At 59.5% G+C, this 17,204-nt stretch carries 13 protein-coding genes; 6 read left to right on the top strand and 7 right to left on the bottom strand.

Annotated elements, in window-relative coordinates; genetic code table 11:
• Window positions 1-51: 51 nt before the first annotated feature.
• The 3 genes from gstA to trxB all read right to left on the bottom strand — a co-directional run bounded on the left by gstA (window position 52) and on the right by trxB (window position 2,698).
• Window positions 52-669 carry a glutathione transferase GstA gene (gene gstA, locus ACSJLU_RS08410; protein WP_141997711.1) on the bottom strand — a complete coding sequence of 206 codons (618 nt, stop codon included), beginning with the start codon at window positions 667-669 and terminating at the stop codon, window positions 52-54.
• A gap of 93 nt (window positions 670-762) precedes the next feature.
• A complete protein-coding gene (locus ACSJLU_RS08415; RefSeq protein WP_060432812.1) occupies window positions 763-1,650 on the bottom strand; it encodes a LysR family transcriptional regulator in 888 nt (295 codons plus the stop codon).
• Window positions 1,651-1,726: 76 nt separating this feature from the next.
• Window positions 1,727-2,698, bottom strand: a complete 972-nt coding sequence (trxB, locus tag ACSJLU_RS08420; RefSeq protein ID WP_049204246.1) for a thioredoxin-disulfide reductase — start codon at window positions 2,696-2,698, stop codon at window positions 1,727-1,729.
• A gap of 654 nt (window positions 2,699-3,352) precedes the next feature.
• Between trxB and lrp the strand changes: the two genes are divergently transcribed.
• The 5 genes from lrp (at window position 3,353) to serS (ending at window position 11,192) form a co-directional block, all read left to right on the top strand.
• Complete coding sequence (gene lrp / locus ACSJLU_RS08425; protein ID WP_004928318.1) at window positions 3,353-3,847, top strand: leucine-responsive transcriptional regulator Lrp; 495 nt, start codon at window positions 3,353-3,355, stop codon at window positions 3,845-3,847.
• Window positions 3,848-3,967: 120 nt separating this feature from the next.
• Window positions 3,968-7,627 carry a DNA translocase FtsK 4TM domain-containing protein gene (locus ACSJLU_RS08430; RefSeq protein ID WP_342096705.1) on the top strand — a complete coding sequence of 1,220 codons (3,660 nt, stop codon included), beginning with the start codon at window positions 3,968-3,970 and terminating at the stop codon, window positions 7,625-7,627.
• A gap of 197 nt (window positions 7,628-7,824) precedes the next feature.
• Complete coding sequence (lolA, locus tag ACSJLU_RS08435; RefSeq protein ID WP_015377319.1) at window positions 7,825-8,436, top strand: outer membrane lipoprotein chaperone LolA; 612 nt, start codon at window positions 7,825-7,827, stop codon at window positions 8,434-8,436.
• Window positions 8,437-8,503: 67 nt separating this feature from the next.
• Window positions 8,504-9,790: a replication-associated recombination protein A gene (locus ACSJLU_RS08440; protein WP_049204286.1), complete on the top strand. Its 1,287-nt coding sequence runs from the start codon at window positions 8,504-8,506 to the stop codon at window positions 9,788-9,790.
• Window positions 9,791-9,899: 109 nt separating this feature from the next.
• Window positions 9,900-11,192: a serine--tRNA ligase gene (gene serS / locus ACSJLU_RS08445; protein ID WP_342096704.1), complete on the top strand. Its 1,293-nt coding sequence runs from the start codon at window positions 9,900-9,902 to the stop codon at window positions 11,190-11,192.
• 53 nt (window positions 11,193-11,245) lie between these two features.
• Here the strand turns inward: serS and ACSJLU_RS08450 are convergent, their stop codons facing one another.
• A complete protein-coding gene (locus ACSJLU_RS08450) occupies window positions 11,246-11,611 on the bottom strand; it encodes a DUF1801 domain-containing protein (protein WP_147823326.1) in 366 nt (121 codons plus the stop codon).
• A 163-nt stretch (window positions 11,612-11,774) separates the two neighbouring features.
• Here ACSJLU_RS08450 and ACSJLU_RS08455 point away from each other — a divergent pair, with 163 nt between their 5' ends.
• Entirely contained in the window at window positions 11,775-12,926 is a 1,152-nt protein-coding gene (locus ACSJLU_RS08455) for an MFS transporter (protein ID WP_033637849.1), read from the top strand.
• A 49-nt stretch (window positions 12,927-12,975) separates the two neighbouring features.
• On the opposite strand, the gene pflA is transcribed toward ACSJLU_RS08455, so the two are convergent.
• From pflA to focA, 3 genes are all read right to left on the bottom strand, one after another.
• On the bottom strand, window positions 12,976-13,716 hold the full coding sequence (gene pflA / locus ACSJLU_RS08460; RefSeq protein WP_016928325.1) for a pyruvate formate lyase 1-activating protein: 741 nt from the start codon (window positions 13,714-13,716) through the stop codon (window positions 12,976-12,978).
• A gap of 280 nt (window positions 13,717-13,996) precedes the next feature.
• Window positions 13,997-16,279 carry a formate C-acetyltransferase gene (pflB, locus tag ACSJLU_RS08465; protein ID WP_025302272.1) on the bottom strand — a complete coding sequence of 761 codons (2,283 nt, stop codon included), beginning with the start codon at window positions 16,277-16,279 and terminating at the stop codon, window positions 13,997-13,999.
• A gap of 54 nt (window positions 16,280-16,333) precedes the next feature.
• A complete protein-coding gene (gene focA / locus ACSJLU_RS08470) occupies window positions 16,334-17,194 on the bottom strand; it encodes a formate transporter FocA (protein WP_019454548.1) in 861 nt (286 codons plus the stop codon).
• Window positions 17,195-17,204 lie beyond the last annotated feature (10 nt).

The following is a 17,204-nucleotide window of genomic DNA, read 5'->3' on the forward strand; positions in this document are numbered from 1 at the left end:
GACTGAAAATAATAAAGCGGCCAAATGTGGCTATAACAGACGCGTTACCGACTATTTGACTTGCTCACTCGTGGCCTCGGCTTCCAGAGCGGCGCGCACCGACGCTCGCTCTGCGATCCGCATCACATAATGCTGGAGCGGTGGCCACTCGCTCAGCGAAATCTCGAAGCGCGCCATCCAGCGCAACACGGTAAACAGATAAGCGTCAGCGACGCTGAAATACGTTCCCAATAGGTAAGTTTGTTGTGCCAACGCTTGCGCGAGATAACCCAATCGCCGTCTCAACTTGTCGCGCAGCAACGCCTTGGCATCTTCGGGCAGGGCATCATTGAACAAGGGGGCGGCACCGGCATGGATCTCGCTGGTGATGAAATTAAGCCATTCCTGCAGCCTTACCCGCTCAAAGGCCGTCGGTGGCGGTGCCAGCCGGCTCTCTGGGCGCTGGTCGGCGAGGTATTGAACGATGGCGGGGCCTTCGGTGATCACGTTGCCGTCGTCCAGCTGCAGGGCGGCGACGTAACCTTTTGGGTTGATGCGATAGAAATCCTCACCGTCGGCGCAGCGCTTGCTGCGATTGTTTACCCTGACCAGGGTGAAAGGGATCGCTAATTCCCGCAGGACGATATGTGGGGCCAGCGAGCAGGCATCGGGAGCAAAATACAGCTTCATGCTATTTCCTTGTGGGTCAATGAGAGCGCTTGCCACAGCATGCCGACGCGGATGCCGGCGGGAAAATGGAAATTTCAGAAAGCCGCTATTAGCTCAGCGACTGGCCAGGGTTTGCTCCTGTTCGCGCAGATAATTCAGCAGGGTTTGGACGGGCGGTAGGGCCGCCGCCTCGGATGAGCAGGCCAGGCCGAAACGACGATAAACCGGCGCAACGAGCGGCAGAGCGCAAACTCCGAGCGCATCGGGCGGGATCACCGACGCGGGCATCAGCGCAACGCCCGTGCCTTCTCTGACCAGCGTCAACGCCGTTTGCCAGTCGCTGACGGTGGCGCGGATATCGGCCAGCGCCAGGCCCGACTGCTGCGCTAAACTTTGCGCATTCACATCACATCCGCCGGTCGCCAGGATGAAAGGCAGCCGAAACAGGGCATCGAGTGCCACCGGCCACCGTTCTCGCGCCAGCGGGTGCGCGCTGGGCACGACCGCCAACCAGGTGTCTTCCCCCAAAGGGAAACACAGCCGCTCCGGTGCCGGATTGAGCACCACGCCGATGTCTGCCGTTGCCGATGTTAACCAGCTCTCCACTTCGTGGTCGGTGCCCTCGAGCGTAATCAGCTCAATGTCGGGATACAGACGGCGAAACTTGCGCAGCAGCGGCGGCAACAGCTTGCTAAATGCCGACGGGAAACTGGCCAGACGTATTTTGCCCGCGTGCGCGTTACCGGCTTGCTGCGCGCATTGTTGAATGGCCCGCAGTCCTTCCAACATCGTGCGGGCATGGGCGACGATCTGTAGGCCGCTTTGGGTCAGGACGACATTGTGTGGCTGGCGCACCAAAAGCCGGGTGCTCAGCATCGTCTCCAGTTGAGCGATGGCCTGGCTGGCGGCAGACTGCGTCATGCCGCAGAGCGCCGCAGCCTGAGTGATGGTGCCGTTGTCGGCGACGGCAACCAGCAAGCGCCAGTGAAGAAGATTATGCATCGGCGTGCATCCTCCTGGGGGCTGAAGACAAAAAAAAGCGGCTCGAGAGCCGCTTTTTGCTGATGAAGAGAACGTCTTAGCAGACTTCTGCGCCGGCGATGCCGTCCAGGTAACGCTCTGCGTCCAGCGCCGCCATACAGCCGGTGCCGGCGGAGGTGATTGCCTGACGGTAGATGTGATCCATCACGTCGCCAGCGGCGAAGACGCCGGGGATGGTGGTTTGGGTCGCATTGCCGTGAATGCCGGACTGCACCTTGATGTAGCCGTTTTCCAGCTCCAGTTGGCCGCCGAAGATGCCGGTGTTCGGGCTGTGGCCGATGGCGATGAACACGCCGGCCAGTTCCAGTTCACGGGTTTCGTTTTCCGCTTTGGTGCTGCGGATACGCACGCCGGTCACGCCCATTTCATCGCCCAGCACTTCGTCCAGCGTATGGTCGGTGTGCAGCACGATGTTGCCGCTTTTCACTTTTTCCATCAGCCGGTCGATCAGGATCTTCTCTGAACGGAAGCTGTCGCGGCGGTGGATCAGGTGAACCTCGGCGGCGATGTTGGACAGGTACAGCGCTTCTTCAACGGCAGTGTTGCCGCCGCCGACCACGGCGACTTTCTGGTTACGGTAGAAGAAACCGTCGCAGGTCGCACAGGCGGAAACGCCTTTGCCCTTGAAGGCGTCTTCGGAAGGCAGGCCAAGGTAGCGGGCGGAGGCACCGGTCGCAATGATCAGCGCGTCGCAGCTGTATTCGCCGCTGTCGCCGAACAGGCGGAACGGGCGCTGCTGCAGATCGACGCTGTTGATATGATCGAAGACGATCTCAGTCTGGAACTTCTCCGCGTGTTCGCGCATGCGCTCCATCAGCGCCGGACCGGTCAGGCCTTCGGCGTCGCCCGGCCAGTTTTCCACTTCGGTGGTGGTGGTCAGCTGGCCGCCTTGCTCCAGACCGGTGATCAGCACCGGGCTCAGGTTGGCGCGCGCCGCGTAGACGGCGGCGGTGTAACCGGCCGGGCCGGAGCCCAGAATCAGTAATTTGCTATGTTTAGCCGTGCCCATGAATAACCTCTTTATTCCACAATGGCGGACAATGAAGCCGATTGTAGGGAAAATGGCGCATTAAAAAAAGCGCCGGGCGACGTTGTTAACGATTTGTATGATAGTTGTCGCCTATTAATGCGCCCGCTGTCGGCAAATCGTACGCCGAACGCAGAAATTTACCTTATCAAAGCCGCATTCGGCTACCGAATCGCCAACCGCGCAAAAACGGCGCATTCTGCGACTTCAGCCGCTCCCTACCGGGGTTTATCTGCCAGCGATTCATAACCAAAAATGGGATGCAGACTTTTCATGACGGTACGTTGTTCTGATTTTGCTTCTTTTACTTTGACAATCCGCTGCGCATTTGCGAAAACATCATAGGAAGAAGAAATTATCCCCGTAACACCAGCAAATCGTACGTATTTGCGCCGCGAGGCGGCAATGCGCGGTGGATGTGCGGAGCAGGGCGCGCAAGCGTTTGCTGATTTTTTCTCGACCTAAACGTCGTTGCCGGCGTCGCGCGGGGTTGGACAGACAGGCTGCGCGGCGTGGAATGATGGTAGTGAAGAAGCACATGACAGGCATCGGGTCTTCGCTTGGAACGAACCCTTACACATTGACGTTGGCTAGGGTGTGGCAAGTGCACGGAAGAAAATAAGAGAGACAATAATAATGGCAGACAACAAGAAACGCCCGGGTAAAGATCTCGACCGTATCGACCGCAACATCCTGAATGAGCTGCAGAAGGATGGGCGTATTTCGAACGTCGAGCTTTCGAAGCGCGTGGGGTTATCCCCGACACCATGTTTAGAACGCGTGCGCCGTCTCGAGCGCCAGGGTTTCATTCATGGCTATACCGCATTGCTTAACCCGCATTATCTGGATGCGTCCCTGCTGGTTTTCGTGGAGATCACGCTGAACCGTGGCGCGCCGGATGTGTTTGAGCAATTCAACTCGGCAGTGCAGAAGCTTGAAGAGATTCAGGAGTGTCATCTGGTTTCCGGTGATTTCGACTACCTGTTGAAAACCCGCGTACCGGACATGTCGGCGTACCGCAAACTGCTGGGCGAAACCTTGCTGCGTTTGCCGGGGGTTAACGACACCCGTACCTACGTAGTGATGGAAGAAGTGAAACAGAGTAACCGTCTGGTTATCAAAACACGGTAAGGTGCAGGTGCAAAACCTGATTAAATTGGTTACACTCCTGTTTATTCATACAGTTTCGGCGCCGGGAAAGCTTCTCGGCGCTGTTGCTATGTCAGCTAACAGGAACCTGGAGAGCCTTTCTTGAGCCAGGAATATACAGAAGATAAAGAAGTTACCCTGAAAAGACTCAGCAGTGGCCGGCGTTTGCTGGAGGCTGCGCTTATCGTGGTAGCGATTTTTGCCGTTTACCTCATGGCTGCGTTGGTCAGTTTCAATCCGTCTGACCCAAGCTGGTCGCAGACCGCGTGGCATGAGCCGATTCACAATTTGGGCGGCGGTGTTGGGGCCTGGTTGGCCGACACGCTGTTCTTCACCTTCGGGGTGCTCGCCTACGCGATACCGCCGATCATGCTGATCCTGTGCTGGGCAGCCTATCGCCAACGCGGCAACAAAGACTACGTCGACTATTTCGCGCTCTCCCTGCGCCTGATCGGTACCTTGGCGTTAGTGCTTACCTCCTGCGGGTTGGCGGCGCTGAACGTTGACGATCTCTATTACTTCGCTTCCGGCGGCGTGATCGGCAGCCTGCTGAGCAACGCCATGTTGCCGTGGTTCAACGGCATCGGCGCTACGCTGGCGCTGCTGTGCGTGTGGGCTGCGGGGCTGACGCTGTTTACCGGCTGGTCCTGGCTGGTGATCGCCGAGAAGATCGGCGGTGCGGTGTTGGGCGTCGCGACGGTGATGACCAATCGCTCACGCCGCGAAGATCGCTATTTCGAGGATGACGAGCGTTACGTTGACGACGAGCCTGAGCAGGTAGGGAAGGGCGCCGCTGCAGCGGTTGCGGCGACCGCCGCCGGAGCCGCGGCTGCCGATGACGACGTGCTGTTCTCCGCACCCTCGGTCACCGAAAGCGCCAAAGAGGCGGGGGAAGACGCCGCCGATCCGTTGCTCAGCGGCCTGCGAGCCGACGATAGTGAGGTTGAAGCCGACGCCGCGCCAATCGCGCCGGCGGCTTCGCCTGCACCAGCGGTGAAGGCAGAGATCCACGAGCCCGTTGCCGCGCCGATCGCCACACAGGCGCCGTCGGTAACGGTGGCGCCGGCCGCGCCGGCCTCGGTCAATCAGCACCCGGTGAGCACCCCGGCGCAAGACGCCACGCCGCCGCTGTATTCCTTCGAAATCCCGGAAGAAACACCAGCGCCTAAGGCGACGCGCCCTGTCGATCCTTATCAGGATGACGATGAGCCGCGCCTGGGCAATTGGCAAGAGCCGGCCCCGCAGCCGACAGCGCGTTCTCCCTTTGATTTTACCGCCGCGCAGCGCGACAGTGCCGACGTCAGCGGAGCAGGTGGTTTCAGCGCCACCGGCGCCAAGCCACAACTGGATACGGCAGCCGCTGCCGCTGCGGGCGCCGCGGCGGCGACCTTTATGCCGGCCTTCACGGCGACCAGCGACGGCAATTCTCAGGTTAAACAGGGTATCGGCCCTGAGTTGCCGCGGCCGAATCCGGTGCGTATTCCGACCCGTCGTGAGCTGGCTTCCTACGGCATCAAGCTGCCTTCGCAGCGTGCTGCCGAACAGGAACAGCGCCAGGCGGAGCCTCAACAGCCGACGGCGATAAATCCGCAGGAAGAAGAGGCGCAGCAAGAAGCCGCGCTGCGCCAGGCGTTCGCCGAACAGCAAAGCCAGCGCTATGGCGAAAGCTACGCGCCGGAGCAGGATGATGAACAGGCTCAGCAGGAAGCCGAGCTGAGTAAAGCGTTCGCCGAACAACAGAACCAACGTTACGGTGAAGTCCAACAGGACGATGAAGAGGCGCGGCAAGAGGCTGCGCTGCGTCAGGCTTTCGCCGAGCAGCAGCAGGCGCGTTATGGTCAGCAAGAGACTGCCCCGCAGGCGCCGGCCGCCAGCCCGGTCGATACCCGTAATGCTTTCAGCTTCTCGCCGATGGCGGATTTAGTGGACGATGGCCCGAGCGAGCCGATGTTCACGCTGTCCCCACAGCTTGAAGAGCGCATTGAACAGCAAAGCGAGCAAGAGGACGACGTGCCGTTTGGCCAGTTTGAGCCTGCGGCGCCGGCTGCCCAGCAACCGCATGCGCAGCCGCAACAATACCAACAGCCGCAGCAGCAATCTTATCAGCAGCCGCAGCAACAACAGCAGTATCAACAGCCGTCGCAGCAGCAATATCAGCAGCCACAGCAACCGGTTCAGCAGCAGCCTCAGCAAGCTCCGGCTGAGCCGCACCCGGCGATGGACAGCCTGATTCACCCGTTCCTGATGCGCAACGATCAGCCGCTGCAGAAGCCGACCACGCCGCTGCCGACGCTGGATCTGCTGACCGAAGCGCCGAAAGAGGTGGAGCCGGTCGACTCCTTCGCGCTGGAACAGAAAGCGCGCTTGGTGGAGGCCAGTTTGGCCGATTACCGCGTAAAAGCCGACGTGGTGGATATCCTGCCGGGGCCGGTCATCACCCGCTTCGAGCTGGATCTGGCGCCGGGCGTTAAAGCGGCGCGCATTTCCAACCTGTCGCGCGATCTGGCGCGCTCGCTGTCGACTTCGGCGGTGCGCGTGGTGGAAGTGATCCCCGGTAAGCCTTATGTCGGTCTGGAGCTGCCGAACGCCAAGCGTCAAACGGTGTACCTGCGCGAAGTGCTGGACTGCCCGGCCTTCCGCGACAACCCGTCGCCGCTGTCCATCGTATTGGGTAAGGACATCTCCGGCGAACCGGTGGTGGCCGATCTGGGCAAAATGCCGCACTTGCTGGTCGCCGGTACCACCGGTTCCGGTAAGTCGGTCGGGGTCAACGCCATGATCCTGAGCATCCTGTATAAAGCCACGCCGAAAGAAGTGCGCTTTATCATGATCGACCCGAAAATGCTGGAGCTGTCGGTTTACGAAGGTATTCCGCACCTGTTGACCGATGTGGTCACCGACATGAAAGACGCCGCCAACGCGCTGCGCTGGTGCGTGGGTGAGATGGAACGCCGCTACAAACTGATGTCTGCCCTGGGCGTGCGTAACCTGGCCGGCTACAACGAGCGTGTCGATCAGGCCGAAGCGATGGGGCGTCCGATCCCGGATCCGTTCTGGAAACCGACCGACAGCATGGACATCACGCCGCCGGTGTTGGAGAAGGAGCCGTACATCGTGGTGATGGTCGACGAATTCGCCGACCTGATCATGACGGTTGGCAAGAAGGTTGAAGAGTTGATCGCTCGCCTGGCGCAAAAAGCGCGTGCGGCGGGTATCCACCTGGTGCTGGCGACCCAGCGTCCTTCGGTAGATGTGATCACAGGTCTGATCAAGGCCAACATTCCGACGCGTATCGCCTTTACCGTGTCGAGCAAGATCGACTCCCGCACCATCCTCGATCAGGGGGGGGCCGAGTCCTTGCTGGGTATGGGTGACATGCTCTATCTGGCGCCGAACTCCTCGATCCCGGTGCGTGTACATGGCGCATTCGTGCGCGATCAGGAAGTGCACGCGGTGGTCAAGGATTGGAAAGCGCGCGAGCGGCCCCAATATAAAGAGGGCATTCTCAGCGGCGGCGAAGATGGCGAGGGCGGTGCCGGTGGCGGGATGGACGGCGACGAAGAGCTGGATCCGTTGTTTGACCAGGCGGTGGATTTCGTGGTGGATAAACGCCGCGCCTCCATCTCCGGCGTACAGCGCCAGTTCCGCATCGGCTATAACCGTGCCGCGCGCATCATCGAACAGATGGAGGCGCAGGGCATCGTCAGCGAGCAGGGGCACAACGGCAACCGCGAGGTGCTGGCGCCGCCGCGGCACGATTGATGGTCGCTTAGCCATTGCAATTCAATAAGAAAGGGCCGCTTAAGCGGCCCTTGTGCAAAGAAGCGTAAACCCGTTTCTTCTCGGAACATTGGCCTACCGGCCGATCGCCGGCTTCAGGTAAAGTAACGGAGTAAAGGGTTGATTGACCCGCACGGCGTCGCCCTGCGGTTAACGCATTTCATAAGGTATCTGGAATAATGAAAAAACTGTTAGTTGCCTGCTGTCTGCTTTCGGGATTCGCTTCTACCTCCGTGCTGGCCGATGCCGCACAGGATCTGCAAAGTCGCCTGGCGAAGGTGAACAGTTTCCACGCCAGCTTCTCGCAAACCGTGACCAGCGCTGAAGGCGCCGCGGTGCAACAGGGTGAAGGCGAGCTGTGGGTGAAGCGGCCGAACCTGTTCAACTGGCACATGACGTCACCCGATGAGAGCGTGCTGGTTTCCGATGGCCAGACCCTGTGGTTCTACAACCCGTTCGTCGAGCAGGTGACGGCGACCTGGCTGAAGAACGCCACCGGCAATACGCCGTTTATGCTGATTACCCGCAATAACGCCAGCGACTGGAAGCAGTACAACGTGAAGCAAAAGGGCGATGATTTCGAGCTGACGCCGAAATCCGCCAGCGGCAACCTGAAGCAATTCGCCATCAGCGTGACCAACAGCGGCACCATCCGCAGCTTTGCCGCGGTGGAGCAGGATGGCCAGCGTAGTGCTTATACGCTGAAAAGCCAGCAGAACGTTGCCGCCGATCCGGCCAAATTCAAATTTACCCCGCCGAAGGGGGTGACGCTGGACGACCAGCGCCAGTGAGGTGCAAGTGAGTAATAATCTGTCGCTCGATTTTTCCCAGAACGAGTTCCAGCCGCTGGCCGCGCGTATGCGCCCGACCACGCTGGCGCAGTATATCGGCCAGCAGCACCTGCTGGCCGCCGGCAAGCCGCTGCCGCGCGCCATCGAGGCCGGGCAGCTGCACTCGATGATTTTATGGGGGCCGCCGGGCACCGGGAAGACGACGCTGGCAGAGCTGATCGGCCGTTACGGTCAGGCGGATGTCGAACGGATCTCCGCCGTGACCTCCGGCATCAAGGAGATCCGCGAGGCGATCGAGCGGGCGCGGCAAAATCGCGACGCCGGCCGCCGCACCATCCTGTTCGTCGACGAAGTGCACCGCTTCAATAAGAGCCAGCAGGACGCTTTCCTGCCGCACATCGAAGACGGCACCATCACCTTTATCGGCGCCACTACCGAAAATCCGTCGTTCGAGCTGAACTCGGCGCTGTTGTCCCGCGCCCGCGTTTACCTGCTGAAGGCGCTGACCGCCGAAGATATCGGCCAGGTGCTGGATCAGGCGATGAGCGACAAGGCGCGCGGCTTTGGCAATCAGAACGTCGAGCTGCCCGCGGAAACGCGCCGCCTGCTGTCGGAGTTGGTGGGCGGCGATGCGCGCCGGGCGCTGAACAGCCTGGAAATGATGGCAGACATGGCGGAGCTCGACGCCAAAGGCGTGCGGGTGCTGACGCCGGAGCTGCTCAAGGAGGTGTCGGGCGAGCGCAGTGCGCGCTTCGACAACAAGGGCGACCGTTATTACGACCTGATTTCCGCGTTGCATAAATCAGTGCGCGGTTCGGCGCCGGACGCCGCGCTGTACTGGTATGCGCGTATCATTACCGCCGGCGGCGATCCGCTCTATGTGGCGCGCCGTCTGTTGGCGATTGCCTCTGAAGACGTGGGCAACGCCGATCCGCGCGGCATGCAGGTGGCGATCGCCGCCTGGGATTGTTTCACCCGCGTGGGGCCAGCAGAGGGCGAGCGCGCCATCGCGCAGGCGATTGTTTACCTGGCCTGCGCGCCGAAAAGCAATGCGGTTTACACCGCGTTCAAGGCCGCCATGCGCGACGCCAAAGAGCAGGCCGATTATGACGTGCCGGAGCACCTGCGCAACGCGCCGACCAAGCTGATGAAGGAGATGGGGCTGGGGGCGGAGTACCGTTACGCCCACGACGAACCCAACGCCTACGCCGCCGGCGAGAACTATTTCCCGCCCGAAATGGCCAAGACACGCTACTATCAACCGACCTCGCGTGGGCTTGAAGGGAAAATCGGCGAAAAGTTGGCATGGCTGGCTGAGCAGGATCAAAATAGCCCGACAAAACGCTACCGCTAGCGAGGCCGTTGCGGTAAGGTTAGCGGGTATCACTCTTCTTTTATGCGGCTATAAATCAGCCGCATAGAACAACAACACTTCTTTCAATAACAACAAGCACAGGATTAGCATGCTCGATCCCAATCTGCTGCGTAATGAGCTAGACGCAGTCGCCGTCAAACTGGCTCGCCGAGGCTTTAAACTCGATCTGGATCTGCTGCGTTCGCAGGAAGAACGCCGCAAAGTTCTGCAGGTAGAAACTGAAACGCTGCAAGCGGAACGCAACTCCCGATCGAAATCCATCGGCGCGGCCAAAGCGCGTGGGGAAGACATCGAGCCGCTGCGTCGCGAAGTGAACGAGCTGGGTGACAAGCTGGATGCCGCCAAGGCAGAGCTGGATACGCTGCAGAGCGAGATCCGCGATTACGCCTTGACGCTGCCTAACCTGCCGGACGACGCCGTGCCGGATGGTAAAGACGACAGCGAAAACCTGGAAGTGACCCGCTGGGGCGAACCGCGCCAGTACGACTTCGCGGTGCGCGATCACGTCGATCTGGGCGAAATGGCCGGCGGGCTGGATTTTGCCGCCGCGGTTAAGCTGACCGGCTCGCGCTTCGTGGTGATGAAAGGGCAAATCGCCCGCATGCACCGTGCGCTGTCCCAGTTCATGCTGGATCTGCACACCGAGCAGCACGGCTACCTGGAGGCCTATGTGCCTTACCTGGTCAACCACTCCACGCTGTACGGTACCGGCCAACTGCCGAAGTTCGGCGAAGACCTGTTCCATACCCGTCCGCTGGAAGAAGAAGCCGACAGCAGCAACTACGCGCTGATCCCAACGGCGGAAGTGCCGCTGACCAACCTGGTGCGCGACGAGATCGTCGAAGAGGAAACTCTGCCGCTGAAGATGACCGCGCACACGCCATGCTTCCGTGCGGAAGCCGGTTCTTACGGCCGTGACACCCGCGGTTTGATCCGCATGCACCAGTTCGACAAGGTCGAAATGGTGCAGATCGTCCGTCCGGAAGATTCGATGGATGCCCTGGAAGAGCTGACCGGCCACGCGGAAAAAGTGCTGCAGTTGCTGAACCTGCCTTACCGCAAGGTGCTGCTGTGCACCGGCGACATGGGCTTCGGCGCCTGCAAGACCTACGATCTGGAAGTGTGGCTGCCTGCGCAGAACACCTACCGCGAGATCTCGTCCTGCTCCAACATGTGGGACTTCCAGGCGCGCCGCATGCAGGCTCGCTGCCGCAGCAAGGCCGACAAGAAGCCGCGTCTGGTCCACACGCTGAACGGTTCCGGCCTGGCGGTCGGCCGTACGCTGGTGGCGGTGCTGGAAAACTACCAGCAGGCCGACGGTCGCATTCAGGTGCCTGAAGTGTTGCGTCCTTATATGGGCGGCCTGGAATACATCGGCTAAACGGCAAACTACGAGAAAAAAGCGCCTGCGGGCGCTTTTTTTATGTTGAGAATTCAGTCTGTCGTCAGCGCGTAAGCCTGTTGAATGTAGTCCGCAAGATGTTTGCTTTTCACCTCGCCGGACGAGTGGAGCTTGATGTGCCGCCGATACTGGCCGTTGCCTTCGAGCTGATGATGGCTGTCTGCCATCCGGTAGCCGTGGCCGAACTCCACCGTGACGTGATTGCGGTAGGCGAAAACGCCGCAGAAAAATTGAGTATGCGAGAACATGATGCCGCCGTATTTGACCGATTCGGTGACGCCACTGCCGCTCGTCGCGGCGATCCGACGTACCTGCTGCACAATGGCCAGCAGCTCACCGTGCGTGCTGCCGATATCCGCCAGCAGGGCTTCTACCGCCGCATCATTTGCGTGATCCATCTTGCCTCCTCATCGTTAAATCCGCTCTGCGCTGAGCATAGCGCTTTTTCAGCCGGTTAGCCGGAAACAAATCGTGCGGTGGAATGATAAGAGGCGATTGACTTTTTTATCGCCAGTGGCATGATGCGCGCACTCTCATTGCGCGTTCGGTCACAATTTCACTATGTCCGCATACTCCCGCCCAGTGCTCCTATTGCTCTGCGGCCTTTTGCTGCTCACGGTATCCATTGCCGTTTTGAATACGTTAGTGCCGCTTTGGTTAACCCATGCTCAGCTGTCAACCTGGCAGGTGGGAATGGTCAGCTCCTCTTATTTCAGCGGTAACCTGTTGGGCACGTTGGTGGCGGGCAAACTGATCCAGCGCGTCGGTTTTACCCGCAGCTATCATCTTTCTTGCCTGGTGTTCGCCGCCGCGACCGCCGGCATGGTGCTGTCGATCGATTTTTGGAGCTGGCTGGGCTGGCGTTTCTTCGCCGGCGTCGGCTGCGCCTGGATCTGGGTGATCGTGGAGAGCGCGCTGTTGCGCAGCGGTAACCTGAGCAACCGCGGCCAGCTGCTGGCGGCCTATATGATTGTCTATTACCTCGGTACGGTGACCGGGCAATTGCTGTTGAGCATGACCTCGACCGAATTGCTGCACGTGGTGCCGTGGGTGACCGCGATCGTGATCAGCGCCATGCTGCCAATGCTGTTTGCGCGGGTCAACCGCCATGAAGACGAGCCGCAGCAGGCGGCGGTGTGGACAATGTTAAGACGTCGCAGCGCGCGCCTCGGCATCAACGGCTGCATCATTTCCGGCATCGTGCTCGGTTCTCTGTATGGTCTGATGCCGCTGTATCTCTCCCATCAGGGCATGAGCGACGCCAACGTCGGTTACTGGATGGCGCTGCTGGTCAGCTCCGGCATCGTTGGGCAATGGCCGGTCGGGCGCTTGGCCGATCGTTATGGGCGCCTGCTGGTGCTGCGCATTCAGGTGTTCGTGGTGATCCTCGCCAGCGTGGCGATGCTCGGCAACTACGCCATGGCGCCTTCGCTGTTCATCCTCGGCTGCGCCGGCTTTACCCTGTATCCGGTGGCGATGTCCTGGGCCTGCGAGAAGGCGCTGCCGCACGAACTGGTGGCGATGAACCAGGCGCTGTTGATGAGTTACACCATCGGCAGCCTGCTGGGCCCGTCGATGACGGCGCTGCTGATGCAAAACTACTCCGACCGTGTGCTGTTCGTGATGATCGCCGCCGTAGCGCTGGTTTACCTGCTGATGCTGCTGAAAAAGCAGAAGCCGGATCACCACCACACGCCGTTCGCCGCCGCCTGAGCATAAAAAAACCGGCCATGAGCCGGTTTTTTCTTTTGGCGTGCGCCAATCAGTAAATCACTTTGTGACCGTAGCTTTCCAGGATGCCTTTGACGCGATCCATGGTCTCGGCCTTCGGCGGATGTACGCCGTCCAGTTTGTACTCTTCCCCCATCGCTATCCATTTATGCTTGCCCAGTTCGTGGTAGGGCAGCAGCTCGATTTTCTCGATGTTGGTCATGTCCTTGGTGAACTCGCCCAGCAGGTGTGCCGATTTGTCATCATCTGACCAGCCCGGCACCACCACGTAACGGATCCAGGTGCGTTGGTTACGTTTCGCCAGGTAGCGGGCGAATTCCAACGTGCGGTGGTTGGAGACGCCGACCAGATTCTGGTGGATATCGTCGTTCATCTGTTTCAGATCCAGCATCACCAGATCGGTGGTGTCCAGCAACTCGTCGATCACCGGATCGTAGCGGCGCACGAAGCCATTGGTGTCCAGGCAGGTATTGATGCCTTCGGCATGGCAGGCGCGGAACCAGTCGCGCACGAATTCAGCCTGCAGGATCGCCTCGCCGCCGGACGCGGTCACGCCGCCACCGGAAGCGTTCATGAAGTGGCGGTAGGCCACCGCGTCTTTCATCAGCTCTTCGACGGTCACTTCTTTGCCGCCGTGGGTGTCCCAGGTGTCGCGGTTATGGCAATAGAGGCAGCGCATCAGGCAGCCCTGGAAGAAGACGATAAAGCGGATCCCGGGCCCATCGACGGTGCCGCAGGATTCGAAGGAGTGGATGCGACCAGTTACTGACATTGCGGGGTTTTCTCCAATATTGACTGTCAAACGCAGTCTAAAAATAGGCGCGTGGCCGCCGGCCAGGTATCTGCGATGCAGCAGCGGGTGGAGCCGCCACCGGGGGTAATGATGCCTGTCGGCCGGTCAGTTGCCGGATAACTGTTTTGCCGGCTATCCATTCAGTATAGATGTCCGGCAAAACAGACTCGCACAGAGTCAGGGGAGAGCGGTGGGAGAAAAGGGCCGGCAGAACCGGCCCTGTCGTTGGCACCGGGCGGTTTCCCGCCCGGTTGGCGTATTACATCGTTTGAGTGAAGGTACGAGTAATGACGTCCTGCTGTTGCTCTTTGGTCAGCGAGTTGAAGCGCACGGCGTAACCGGAGACGCGGATGGTCAGCTGAGGGTATTTCTCAGGGTTTTCCATCGCGTCCAGCAGCATTTCACGGTTCATTACGTTGACGTTCAGGTGCTGACCGCCTTCGATGGAGGCTTCATGATGGAAGTAACCATCCATCAGGCCCGCCAGGTTGGCTTTCCGCACATCGTCGTCTTTACCCAGCGCGTTAGGCACGATAGAGAAGGTGTAGGAGATCCCGTCTTTCGCGTAGGCAAACGGCAGTTTGGCTACCGAGGTCAGGGAGGCTACTGCGCCTTTCTGGTCACGGCCGTGCATCGGGTTGGCGCCTGGGCCGAACGGTGCACCGGCGCGGCGGCCATCCGGGGTGTTACCGGTTTTCTTACCGTATACCACGTTGGAGGTGATGGTCAGTACGGACTGAGTCGGTACCGCGTTGCGGTAGGTGCGCAGTTTCTGAATTTTCTTCATGAAACGTTCCACCAGGTCACAGGCGATGTCATCGACGCGGGCGTCGTTGTTACCGAACTGTGGATACTCGCCTTCCACTTTAAAGTCGATAGCCAGGCCGTCTTCGTCGCGAATGGTGGTGACTTTCGCGTACTTGATGGCGGACAGGGAGTCGGCCGCAACGGACAGACCGGCGATGCCGCAAGCCATGGTGCGATAAACGTCACGGTCATGCAGCGCCATCAGTGCAGCTTCGTAGCTGTACTTGTCGTGCATGTAGTGAATGATGTTCAGCGCGGTCACGTACTGCTTGGCCAGCCAATCCATAAAGTGGTCCATGCGGGCCATGACTTTGTCATAGTCCAGCACTTCGTCCATCATCGGCGCTTCTTTCGGGCCGACCTGCATTTTCAGTTTCTCGTCAACGCCGCCGTTGATGGCGTAAAGCATGGTTTTCGCCAGGTTGGCGCGGGCGCCGAAGAACTGCATTTGCTTACCGACGATCATCGGGCTGACGCAACAGGCGATGGCGTAGTCATCGTTGTTGAAGTCAGGACGCATCAGGTCGTCGTTTTCGTACTGTACGGAAGAGGTATCGATGGACACTTTCGCCGCGAATTTCTTGAAGTTCAGCGGCAGCTTCTCAGACCACAGGATGGTCATGTTCGGCTCCGGAGACGGCCCCATGGTGTACAGGGTGTTCAGGAAGCGGAAGCTGTTTTTGGTGACCAGGGTACGGCCGTCGACGCCCATGCCGGCCAGGGATTCAGTCGCCCAGATTGGGTCGCCGGAGAACAGCTCATCGTACTCAGGAGTACGCAGGAAGCGCACCATACGCAGTTTCATCACCAGGTGGTCGATCAGTTCCTGCGCTTGCTCTTCGGTCAGTTTGCCCGCCTTGATGTCGCGCTCGATGAACACGTCGAGGAAGGTGGACACGCGGCCGAAGGACATGGCGGCGCCGTTCTGGGATTTCACCGCGGCCAGGTAGCCGAAGTAGGTCCACTGTACCGCTTGTTGCGCGTTAGTGGCCGGGCCGGAAATGTCGTAACCGTATTTGGCGGCCATCTCTTTGATCTGAGCCAGAGCGCGGTGCTGTTCAGCGATCTCTTCGCGCAGCTGGATGGTCATTTCCAGATCTTCGCCGTTTTCCAGTTTTTCCTGCAGCGATTTGAACTGGTTCAGTTTGTCGGCCATCAGGAAGTCGATACCGTACAGCGCCACGCGGCGGTAGTCGCCGATGATGCGGCCGCGGCCGTAGGCATCTGGCAGACCGGTCAGCACGCCGGATTTACGGCAATTCAGGATGTCTTTGGTGTAAACGTCGAATACGCCCTGGTTGTGGGTTTTACGGTATTCGGTGAACACTTTTTTCAGCTGCGGATCCAGTTCGCGGCCGTACACTTTGCACGAACCTTCGACCATTTTGATGCCGCCGAACGGGATCAGCGCGCGTTTCAGAGGCGCGTCGGTCTGCAGACCTACGATGGTTTCCAGCTCTTTGGCGATGTAACCCGCGTCGTGAGAAGTGATGGTTGCAGCAACGTTGGTGTCGAAATCAACCGGCGCGTGAGTGCGGTTTTCCAGTTTGATCCCTTCCATAACCTTGTCCCACAAGGTGGTGGTGGCTTGAGTTGCGCCAGCCAGGAAGGATTCGTCACCTTCATAAGGCGTGTAGTTTTTCTGGATGAAGTCACGAACGTTGACTTCATTCTGCCAGTCACCCTTGCTGAAACCTTCCCAAGCGTTGGCTAATTTCTCGTTAAGTTCGGTCATTGTACACCTACCTTTGATTGTGGATTTCTAACTCTGCACGCGGTAACTCACAGCTTAGTGCTGTTCGCGACCCCCGCGCAGATAAATTACCCAGTAAGTCAACCCAACCAACAGGCCGCCGCCGATGATGTTGCCGATGGTGACCGGAATCAGGTTGTCGATGATGAAGTTGCTTACTGTCAGATGAGCGAATTGCTCAGGTACCGCCCCTACGGCTTGCCAGAACTCCGGCGTGGCGAAGTGTTTGACCACGATGCCCATAGGGATCATAAACATGTTGGCGATGCTGTGTTCGAAGCCGCTGGCGACAAACATACCGACCGGCAGCACCATGGCGAGCATCTTGTCGGTCAGGGTACGGCCGGAGTAGCTCATCCAGACCGCCAGGCAGACCATCAGGTTAGCCAGAATGCCGAGGCAGACGGCTTCGATAAAGGTGTGATGCAGCTTGTGGTCTGCGGTTTGCAGAACATTCAGGCCCCACTGGCCGTTGGCGACCATATACTCGCCGGAGAACCAGATCAGCGCCACGAAGAACAGCGCGCCGACCAGGTTGCCGAGATAAACGTTCAGCCAGTTGGCGCCCAGTTGGCCCCAGCTGATGCGGCCGCTGGCCTTGGCGATGACGATAAGTACGGTAGAGGTGAACAGGTCGGCGCCCGATACCACCACCAGCATTAACCCGAGAGAGAAGCAGATGCCGCCGACCAGTTTCGCCAGCCCGAAAGGCACGCCGGCGGTGCCGGTGGTCGCCGTGATGTAGAAAACGAAGGCGATGGAAATGAAGACACCGGCGGTGATCGCCAAATAAAACGTTTTCAGCGGATGTTTGGTGGCTTTATACACGCCGGCATCTTCAGCGATTTTCGCCGTTGCCGCAGGTAAAATCAGATCGAATGGGCTGTCAGTTTTCAAACTAACTCTC

Source organism: Serratia bockelmannii (assembly GCF_051803255.1).
GTDB lineage: Bacteria > Pseudomonadota > Gammaproteobacteria > Enterobacterales > Enterobacteriaceae > Serratia > Serratia bockelmannii.